General features: G+C 69.5%; 9 protein-coding genes and 1 pseudogene. 2 read left to right on the top strand and 8 right to left on the bottom strand.

Annotated elements, in window-relative coordinates; translation table 11 throughout:
- Positions 1 to 116: 116 nt before the first annotated feature.
- The 7 genes from era to ABZ260_RS41605 all read right to left on the bottom strand — a co-directional run bounded on the left by era (position 117) and on the right by ABZ260_RS41605 (position 5,832).
- Positions 117 to 1,037, bottom strand: a complete 921-nt coding sequence (era, locus tag ABZ260_RS41635) for a GTPase Era (RefSeq protein ID WP_355628772.1) — start codon at positions 1,035 to 1,037, stop codon at positions 117 to 119.
- Between the two features lie 17 nt (positions 1,038 to 1,054).
- Entirely contained in the window at positions 1,055 to 1,387 is a 333-nt protein-coding gene (locus ABZ260_RS41630; protein ID WP_355628769.1) for a cytidine deaminase, read from the bottom strand.
- A 109-nt stretch (positions 1,388 to 1,496) separates the two neighbouring features.
- The gene (locus ABZ260_RS41625; protein ID WP_355628767.1) at positions 1,497 to 2,105 is read right to left on the bottom strand and encodes a hypothetical protein; all 609 of its coding nucleotides are present in this window, start codon (positions 2,103 to 2,105) and stop codon (positions 1,497 to 1,499) included.
- Positions 2,106 to 2,488: 383 nt separating this feature from the next.
- Positions 2,489 to 3,790: a hemolysin family protein gene (locus ABZ260_RS41620; RefSeq protein ID WP_355549143.1), complete on the bottom strand. Its 1,302-nt coding sequence runs from the start codon at positions 3,788 to 3,790 to the stop codon at positions 2,489 to 2,491.
- Positions 3,787 to 4,269: an rRNA maturation RNase YbeY gene (gene ybeY, locus ABZ260_RS41615; RefSeq protein WP_343979833.1), complete on the bottom strand. Its 483-nt coding sequence runs from the start codon at positions 4,267 to 4,269 to the stop codon at positions 3,787 to 3,789. The genes ABZ260_RS41620 and ybeY overlap by 4 nt, the downstream gene beginning before the upstream one ends.
- A 55-nt stretch (positions 4,270 to 4,324) precedes the next feature.
- Complete coding sequence (locus ABZ260_RS41610) at positions 4,325 to 5,389, bottom strand: PhoH family protein (protein WP_350913248.1); 1,065 nt, start codon at positions 5,387 to 5,389, stop codon at positions 4,325 to 4,327.
- 92 nt (positions 5,390 to 5,481) lie between these two features.
- Positions 5,482 to 5,832, bottom strand: a complete 351-nt coding sequence (locus ABZ260_RS41605; RefSeq protein ID WP_030903982.1) for a histidine triad nucleotide-binding protein — start codon at positions 5,830 to 5,832, stop codon at positions 5,482 to 5,484.
- A 282-nt stretch (positions 5,833 to 6,114) separates the two neighbouring features.
- Here ABZ260_RS41605 and ABZ260_RS41600 point away from each other — a divergent pair, with 282 nt between their 5' ends.
- Both ABZ260_RS41600 and ABZ260_RS41595 read left to right on the top strand, forming a co-directional pair.
- Positions 6,115 to 6,594, top strand: coding sequence for a SigE family RNA polymerase sigma factor (locus tag ABZ260_RS41600; protein WP_043655278.1), 480 nt, complete (start codon positions 6,115 to 6,117; stop codon positions 6,592 to 6,594).
- Complete coding sequence (locus tag ABZ260_RS41595) at positions 6,591 to 7,286, top strand: hypothetical protein (protein WP_355628764.1); 696 nt, start codon at positions 6,591 to 6,593, stop codon at positions 7,284 to 7,286. Before ABZ260_RS41600 ends, ABZ260_RS41595 begins: the two co-directional genes overlap by 4 nt.
- A gap of 160 nt (positions 7,287 to 7,446) precedes the next feature.
- Here ABZ260_RS41595 and ABZ260_RS41590 read toward each other — a convergent pair.
- Positions 7,447 to 7,785, bottom strand: a pseudogene (locus ABZ260_RS41590) (RsmE family RNA methyltransferase); the annotation flags it as partial.
- Positions 7,786 to 7,879: the final 94 nt, after the last annotated feature.

Here is a 7,879-nt window from a genome sequence, read left to right as displayed (position 1 = left end):
GGGTGACAACGTCGGTGGCCAGGGCTTCACCTGGAACCAGAAGACCGGAAAGCCCGTCTACGTCTTCGGCTACCCCGCCGCCCCGCACCCCGACGCGCCGCCGTGCCCGGGAACCGTCAGTCGTAGAAACCCAGGCGGCGGAGCTGCTTGGGGTCGCGCTGCCAGTCCTTGGCGACGCTGATGCGCAGGTCGAGGTAGACGCGGGTGCCGAGGAGCGCCTCGATCTGCCGGCGGGCACGGCTGCCGACATCCTTCAGCCGGGAGCCCTTGTGCCCGATCACGATGGCCTTCTGGGACGGACGCTCGACGAACATGTGAGCGTAGATGTCGAGGAGGTCGTCACGCCCCTGTCTGGGCAGCATCTCGTCGACGACCACCGCGATCGAATGCGGCAACTCGTCGCGCACCCCCTCCAGGGCCGCCTCCCGGATCAGCTCGCCGACCAGCACCTGCTCGGGCTCGTCGGTGAGCTGTCCTCCCTCGTACAGCGGCGGGCTCTGGGGCAGGTGCTGGACCAGCACGTCGGCCAGCACGTCGAGCTGCTCACCCGACTGCGCGGAGACCGGCACGATGTCATCGAACTCGGCGAGCTGGGAGAGCGCGAGCAGCTGCGCGGCGATCTGCTCGCGGGTCGCCAGGTCGCACTTGGTCACCACGGCGACCACCGGGGTCTTCTTGACGCCCGCGAGCTTCTCGGCGATGAACCGGTCGCCCTTGCCGATGGGCTCGTTGGCGGGCACGCAGAAGCCGATCACGTCGACCTCGGTGAGGGTGGAGAGCACCAGGCTGTCCAGCCGCTCACCCAGGAGCGTGCGGGGCCGGTGCAGGCCCGGCGTGTCGACGATGACGAGTTGGGAGTCGGGACGGTGCACGATGCCACGGATGGCCCGGCGGGTCGTCTGGGGCTTGGAGGAGGTGATCGCCACCTTCGTGCCGACCAACGCGTTCATCAGCGTGGACTTGCCGACGTTGGGCCGGCCGACGAAGCAGGCGAAACCGGCATGGAAATCAGCAGCTGAGGAACTCACGTCAACCATTGTCGCCGATGCCGGACTCAGCTCTGACGCGGTGTCCCGTCAGGACCGGCCACGAGCAGGGTCCCGGCACCCAGGTCGCGGACCGCCCGCGTGTCGTCGTCGGAGGGCCCCTCACCCGCGGTGACCAGCGCGGCCGCCTCCAGCGACTCCGCTCCACCGGACACCGCCATCGCCACGGCGACCTGGATCGCCGACAGGGTCAGCGACGGCAGCGCCACGTTGGTCGCCGAGTAGGTCCGGCCTGTCTCGTCCCGTACGGCCGCGCCCTCGGCGGCTCCGTTGCGTGCACGGGCGGAACGGGCCAGCACGATGATCTTCTTGTCCTCGGGATCGAGGGTCGCGTCACTCACAGCACAAGGGTATTCAGCTCCCGGCGCCAAGGACGACACGGGTGCGGCCCCGGCACCAAAACGACACAGGTGCGGCCCCGGCACCAGAACGACACTGCTGCCGCCTCGCTCAGGCGGCGACCTCGTCGACCAGCAGGCGGGCGAGCTCCCAGGTGCGCTCGGCGTCGACGTCCCTGACACCGGCGTGCACCAGTGAGATCAGGGTGTGGCCGCTGAGGGCGAACACCAGGTGCATCTCGTACGGATATCCGTTCAGCCTGCCGTTCAGCCGCCTGGCCTGCACCTCGTCACCGACCCCTGCCAGGTTCAGGGGGGAGACCCGAAGAGCGGTGCCGCGGCCCGCCACCTGGGCACGTACGACCGGACAGCCGCTCAGCGCCTCCGTGAGCTCGTTGAAGTGAAGCTCGGCGTCGTCACCGTGGTAGGAGGCCAGACCGAATCCGGCCAGTTCCCCGACCCCGTCACCCTGGTAGGTCACGGCCGCCCGCGCCCCCAGTGCCCGCTGCGGCGGCCTGCCTCCCGCGGTGTCGAGAACGAGCCGGCAGTCCTCGTTCACCGGCTGGAACGGGGCGCGCCAGCCGTCCCGCGGACGGGCCGAGAACCCGTCGGGCAGCCCTCGCGTCTCGTCGAGCACTCCCCGCAGCCGGTTCAGCTCCGCGGCGCCGTCCATCGCGTCGCCGGCCCCCGCTCCGCCGGCGCATCCGGCCGCCCCGCCCACGATAAATCCACATAACACCGCAAAAACGACAATATTCATCCCCCGCGTCATGACCATCCCCCCGATGTCATGTGCGAGGCGTCTCGTCCTCGCCGACTCGCTTTCTTCCCCGTCCGCAAAAGCGGCAATCATTAAGAAACGCCTAAGGGTGCCCTCAACCGTATTTCACGGTCGAGAACACCCCTAAGCGAGTGACGCAGGACAGCCACGAAGCCCTACGTGAACTCTTCTCCCCCATGGGCCGACCCACGCGCCGCGAACCCCTCCGGACGCGGGGATCTCCCACCGGCTCCCGCGCGACCAGGTGCCGTGCGAGAAGCATCACCCGTGCCGCTTGCAGAGCACTTGCGGACGACTTGGGGCGAATCCACCGCCCCAGCCCGTCACTGGTCGGGGGAGGCCGAGACCGAGTCGGGCTCCGCGGGGGCGATCCTGGTGACGAGGACCGTGCCGATCCGGTTGCGACGCCCGGCGAGGCTCTCAGCCGTCAGACTGAGACCCTCCACCACCGCCTGGGAACCGGCGATCGGCACCCGGCCCAGCGCGTGTGCCAGCAGCCCTCCGACGGTCTCGACGTCGTCGACCTCCAGTTCGATGCCGAACAGGTCTTCCAGATCGTCCACCGGGAGCCTGGCGGTCACCCGCACCGCGCCGCCCTCAAGCGGCTCCACCCTGGGGACCTCCTGGTCGTACTCGTCGGTGATCTCACCGACGATCTCCTCCAGGATGTCCTCGATGGTGACCAGGCCGGCCGTGCCACCGTACTCGTCGATGACGATGGCCTGGTGGATCTGGCGGGCCTGCATCTCGCGCAGCAGCTGGTCGATCGGCTTGCTCTCCGGCACGTAGGTGGCCGGGCGCATGATGGACTCCACCGGCTCGGCGCGCCCGTCGTCACCGGTGTCCTGCACCCGGCGTGCGATGTCCTTGAGGTAGGCGATGCCGATGACGTCGTCCTCGTTCTCGCCGACCACGGGAATCCGGGAGAAACCGCTGCGCAGCGCGAGGGACATGGCCTGGCTCAGCGTCTTGCCGCGCTCGATGAACACCATGTCGGTGCGGGGCACCATGACCTCACGGACCAGGGTGTCACCGAGCTCGAAGACCGAATGGATCATCTCCCGCTCGTCTGGCTCGATGACCCTGCGCTCCTCGGCCAGATCGACCAGGTCCCGCAGCTCCGCCTCGGAGGTGAAGGGGCCCTCGCGAAAGCCCTTGCCCGGCGTCACCGCGTTGCCGAGCAGGATGAGCAGCTTGGGCAGGGGGCCGAAGATCCGGGTCAGGCCGTACACCACGGGGGCGCTGGCGAGCGCGATGGGCTCGGCGTGCTGGCGGCCCAGCGTGCGCGGGGAGACCCCGACGATCACGTAGCTGACGACGATCATGACCGCCGCCGCCGCGGCGTAGGCCCAGCCCTGGTCCCCGAGCCAGTCGATGAAGAGCAGCGTGCCGATCACCGTGGCGACCAGCTCGCAGCTCAGCCGGAGCAGGAGCAGGAGGTTCAGGTAGCGCGGCGGGTCGGCGACGATGGCCTGCAGACGCACCGCGCCCCGGCGGCCGTCACGGACGAACTCCTCCGCGCGAACCCTTGAGATACGAGTCAGAGCCGTCTCCGCGCTGGCGATCAACCCGCCGACCACGACGAGGACGACGGCGGAGAACAACCACCCGTTGGCGAGGTTCACCGCTGGGGGCGCACCTCCTGCCACGACTCCAGAAGCTCGCCCTGAAGGCCGAACATCTCCTTGTGCTCCTCGGGCTCGGCGTGGTCGTAGCCGAGCAGGTGGAGGATGCCGTGCGTGCACAGCAACTCCAGCTCGGCCTCGGTGCCGTGCCCGGCCTCGGCCCCCTGCTTGGCGGCCACCTGCGGGCAGAGCACCACGTCACCGAGGAGCGCCGGGTCGGTGGGCGAGTCACCCTCCTGCCGTGCCCCCGCGCCCGGTCCCGGCCGCAGCTCGTCCATCGGGAAGGCGAGCACGTCCGTGGGGCCCGGCTCCCCCATCCACCGTTCGTGCAGAACCGACATGGTCTCCTCGTCGACGACCAGGATCGACAGCTCGGCGAGCGGGTTGATGCCCATCCGCTCCAGCACATGCCCGGCCAGCGAGACGATGAGCCCCTCGTCGATCTCGACACCGGACTCGTTGTTGACCTCGACGCTCACAGGTCCCCCCCTGCTTCCCCCGTGCCGCGCGACCCGCTCCGGAATCGTTCCGCGCTCATGTCCTCTCCCGAGGACGCTGCTTGACCATGCCCTTGATCTGCTGCGGCGCGCGTTGGCGCTGCGTCTCGTCATAGCGCCCGTACGCGTCCACGATGTCGCCCACCAGCTTGTGGCGCACCACGTCGTCGCTGGTCAGACGGCTGAAGTGGATGTCAGAGATGCCTTCGAGGATGTCCTGGACGACCCGCAGACCGCTCTGCGTGCCGTTCGGCAGGTCGACCTGGGTGACGTCGCCGGTGACGACGATCTTCGAGTTGAACCCCAGCCGGGTCAGGAACATCTTCATCTGCTCCGGCGAGGTGTTCTGCGCCTCGTCCAGGATGATGTAGGCGTCGTTGAGCGTGCGGCCCCGCATGTAGGCGAGGGGGGCCACCTCGATCGTGCCCGCGGCCATCAGCCGGGGGATCGACTCGGGATCGAGCATGTCGTGCAGCGCGTCGTAGAGCGGGCGCAGGTAAGGGTCGATCTTCTCGTAGAGCGTTCCCGGCAGGAAGCCCAGCCGCTCGCCCGCCTCGACCGCGGGGCGGGTGAGGATGATCCGGTTGACCTTCTTCTCCTGGAGGGCCTTCACGGCCTTCGCCATCGCGAGGTAGGTCTTGCCCGTGCCGGCCGGGCCGATGCCGAAGACGACGGTGAACTTGTCGATCGCGTCGACGTACCGCTTCTGGTTCACGGTCTTCGGGCGGATGGTCCGGCCCCGCGAGGAGATGATGTCCAGCGAGAGCACCTCGGCGGGACGGTCGGAGGTCATCCGCAACATGGCGATGCTGCGCTCGACCGCGTCGACCGTGAGCTGCGCGCCTCCGCGGACGAGTTCGGACATCTCCTCGAAGAGCCGCACCACGGTGCTGCTCTCCTCCGGGCTGCCGGTGACGGTGATCTCGTTGCCCCGGACGTGGATGTCGGCGCGAAAGGCGCCCTCGATGACGCGCAACAGCTCATCGCGCGAGCCCAGCAGGCTGACCATCGACTGATCGTCCGGAATCACCACCTTTGCCTGAGTCCGGCTGGAACCCCTGGACCTCGGCGACGTTCTGCTGGAATCGTTTGTCTCGGACATGAGCTGGCCCTACGGCCTGTTCGCCTCCAGATATAGGCGTGGAACTTCAACGCCATCGTATCCGTGATCGCCAGGATCGCGCTTGCCGGTTTTCAGCCGGGCGGCCACTTCAGCCCGCGCCCCCCGATCACGTGTCCATGCACGTGGAAGACGGTCTGACCGGCCTCGGGTCCGGTGTTGAACACCAGCCGGTAGCCCGATTCCGCGACTCCCTCCTGACTGGCGACCGCGTGCGCGGTCTTGAGCACGTCGTCGGCCAGCCCCTGGTCGGCGGCCGCCAGCGCCGCGGCGTCCCGATGGTGCTCCCTGGGGACCACCAGCACATGGGTCGGCGCCTGGGGGTTGACGTCGCGGAAGGCCAGCGTGCGATCGGTCTCATAGACGATCTCCGCGGGGATCTCCCCGGCCACGATCTTGCAGAACAGGCAGTCGGCTTCGCTCACCATGCAGGCACCTTACCGCCGAGGACGTTGCGAATCGGTGATGGTTCCCGCCAGCAAACAAAGATCCGCCCGGATATGGTGGTTGTGCAAAACTTCAACCAAGACAGCCTTTGCGCACAGCATCATATGGCCGCCTGGCGAGGACACGACTGGGTCATGCCCCTTAATGAACCGGAAGAGCGTAAACCCTCTGGGAAGGCCGAGCGTCCCACTGATGTGACCACCGAGACCCTCGTGGCAGACAGATCGCTCGGGGCGGCGCCCGTCGGGTGGGATGCCGACATGGCCGTTACCGCGCTCTACAGCGCGCACTATCGGTCTCTTGTCCGTCTCGCCGTACTCCTCGTTCGCGACATGGCGACCGCGGAGGAGGTCGTGCAGGACGCGTTCGTCGCCATCCATGGCGCCTGGCGTCGCCTGCGCGACACCGACAAGGCACTGGCCTACCTGCGACAGTCGGTCGTGAACCGATCACGTTCGGTGCTTCGGCACCGGGCGGTCGTCGAGAAGTACGCGCCCAAGGGCATGCCCGACGCGCCGAGCGCCGAGAACGGGGCGATCGGCGAGTTCGAGCGCTCCGCCGTTATCGAGGCGCTCCGCGGGCTGCCCGCGCGCCAGCGGGAGGCCCTGGTCCTGCGCTACTACGGAGACCTGTCCGAGGCGCAGATCGCCCACGCGATGGGCATCAGCAAAGGCGCGGTCAAGAGCCACACCGCTCGCGGCATGGCCGCCCTACGAACCTCACTGGAGCAACTGTCATGACCGACTCCCCGGATGAGTACGGCGAGCTGCTCCGCCGTGCGCTCAGCGCGGAGGCGAACTCGGTCGTTCCCTCCCCTGACGGGCTGGAGATAATTCGCGCCCGTATCGAGCGACGTGGGCTCCGCTGGCTGACGTGGTGGCGGACCGGAGCCTCCGTCGCCGGTGCGCTCCTCGTCGCGGCGACCATCGTCATGGTGGTCCCACAGTTCCGCGAACAGGTGATCCCCCAGGTGAGCACCGGCACGGTCAACTTCACCGAGTCCACTCCCCCGCCGGACGGATCGGCCACCTCAAGGCCCCCGGCTCCGTCCCAGCCGTCGTCCGGCCCCGCCCAGCCCCCCGCCGTCGGCAAGCCGGAGGCGAGCAACGGCACGCTCCCGCCGACGCCCACGCCGTCCAGGAGCACGACGCCCAGCACGAGGCCGACCTCCAAGGCGACCCCGGCACCGCCGGCTCCCAGGCCGACGCCGACGCCCACCTGCCCCACCCCCCTCGACGAACCGCCGGTCGACCCCAGCGGGATCTCCAAGCAGTGCGAGGAGGCCGAGGCGACCCCCACGCCGACGAAGACGAGACCGCCGGCTCCCTCGGAGAGCCCGTGCTCGGCCGATGAGTGCGGGCCGTCCGATGACGCGTCGCCCCCGATGCCGACGGAGGCGAGCATCCCCGCGCCGACCCCGGTCAGCAGCTAGGCCCTGTCCGGCGGATCCCGGCGTGCCGAGGATCGGTCAGACGGCCTCTCCCGAGGCGGAGGAGTCCTGCGGGGCGGAGGAGGGGGCCGCGGCGTGCCACGGTGCCCGACGCGGTAGGCGGAAGGCACCGGGCGCGGGGCTCAGGACCGCCGGCCGGGGATCACCAGCGGCCGCTGCGTGCCTGGAGCACCGCCGCCGCGACGACCCCGGCCGTCGAGGTACGCAGCACCGTCGGCCCGAGCAGCGCCGGCACCGCCTTGGCCTCGCGGAAGACGGCGATCTCCTCCTGCGACACCCCGCCCTCCGGGCCGACCACCACGACGATGTCACCGCCCGCGGGGAGCGGCAGGCCGGACAGCGGGGAGGCGGCCTCCTCGTGCAGCACGACGCCGAGCGCCGCCGCCGACAGCAGGGCGGCGACCCCGGCGGTGGACGCGAGCTCGGTCACCTCGGGCAGGCGGAAGCGACGTGACTGCTTGCCCGCCTCACGCGCCGTGGATGCACGTCAAGCCGAACGCCTCGGTCGCCGGTGGCTGCGTCCCCGCCACGCGCATGCCACGACCTCGGCGGCTGCATGGCTTTCCTTACGCTTC

This window comes from Streptosporangium sp. NPDC006013, from assembly GCF_040614275.1.
Lineage (GTDB): Bacteria > Actinomycetota > Actinomycetes > Streptosporangiales > Streptosporangiaceae > Streptosporangium.
Note: the sequence above shows the minus strand (reverse complement) of the source record. Positions and strands in the feature narration are given on the sequence as shown.

Excerpts from the sequence above, each read along its gene's own strand:
- ABZ260_RS41610 (WP_350913248.1), bottom strand. The coding sequence starts at position 5,389 with ATGTCCGAGACAAACGATTCCAGCAGAACGTCGCCGAGGTCCAGGGGT.
- ABZ260_RS41595 (WP_355628764.1), top strand. The coding sequence starts at position 6,591 with ATGACCGACTCCCCGGATGAGTACGGCGAGCTGCTCCGCCGTGCGCTC.
- era (WP_355628772.1), bottom strand. The coding sequence starts at position 1,037 with ATGGTTGACGTGAGTTCCTCAGCTGCTGATTTCCATGCCGGTTTCGCC.
- ABZ260_RS41600 (WP_043655278.1), top strand. The coding sequence starts at position 6,115 with ATGGCCGTTACCGCGCTCTACAGCGCGCACTATCGGTCTCTTGTCCGT.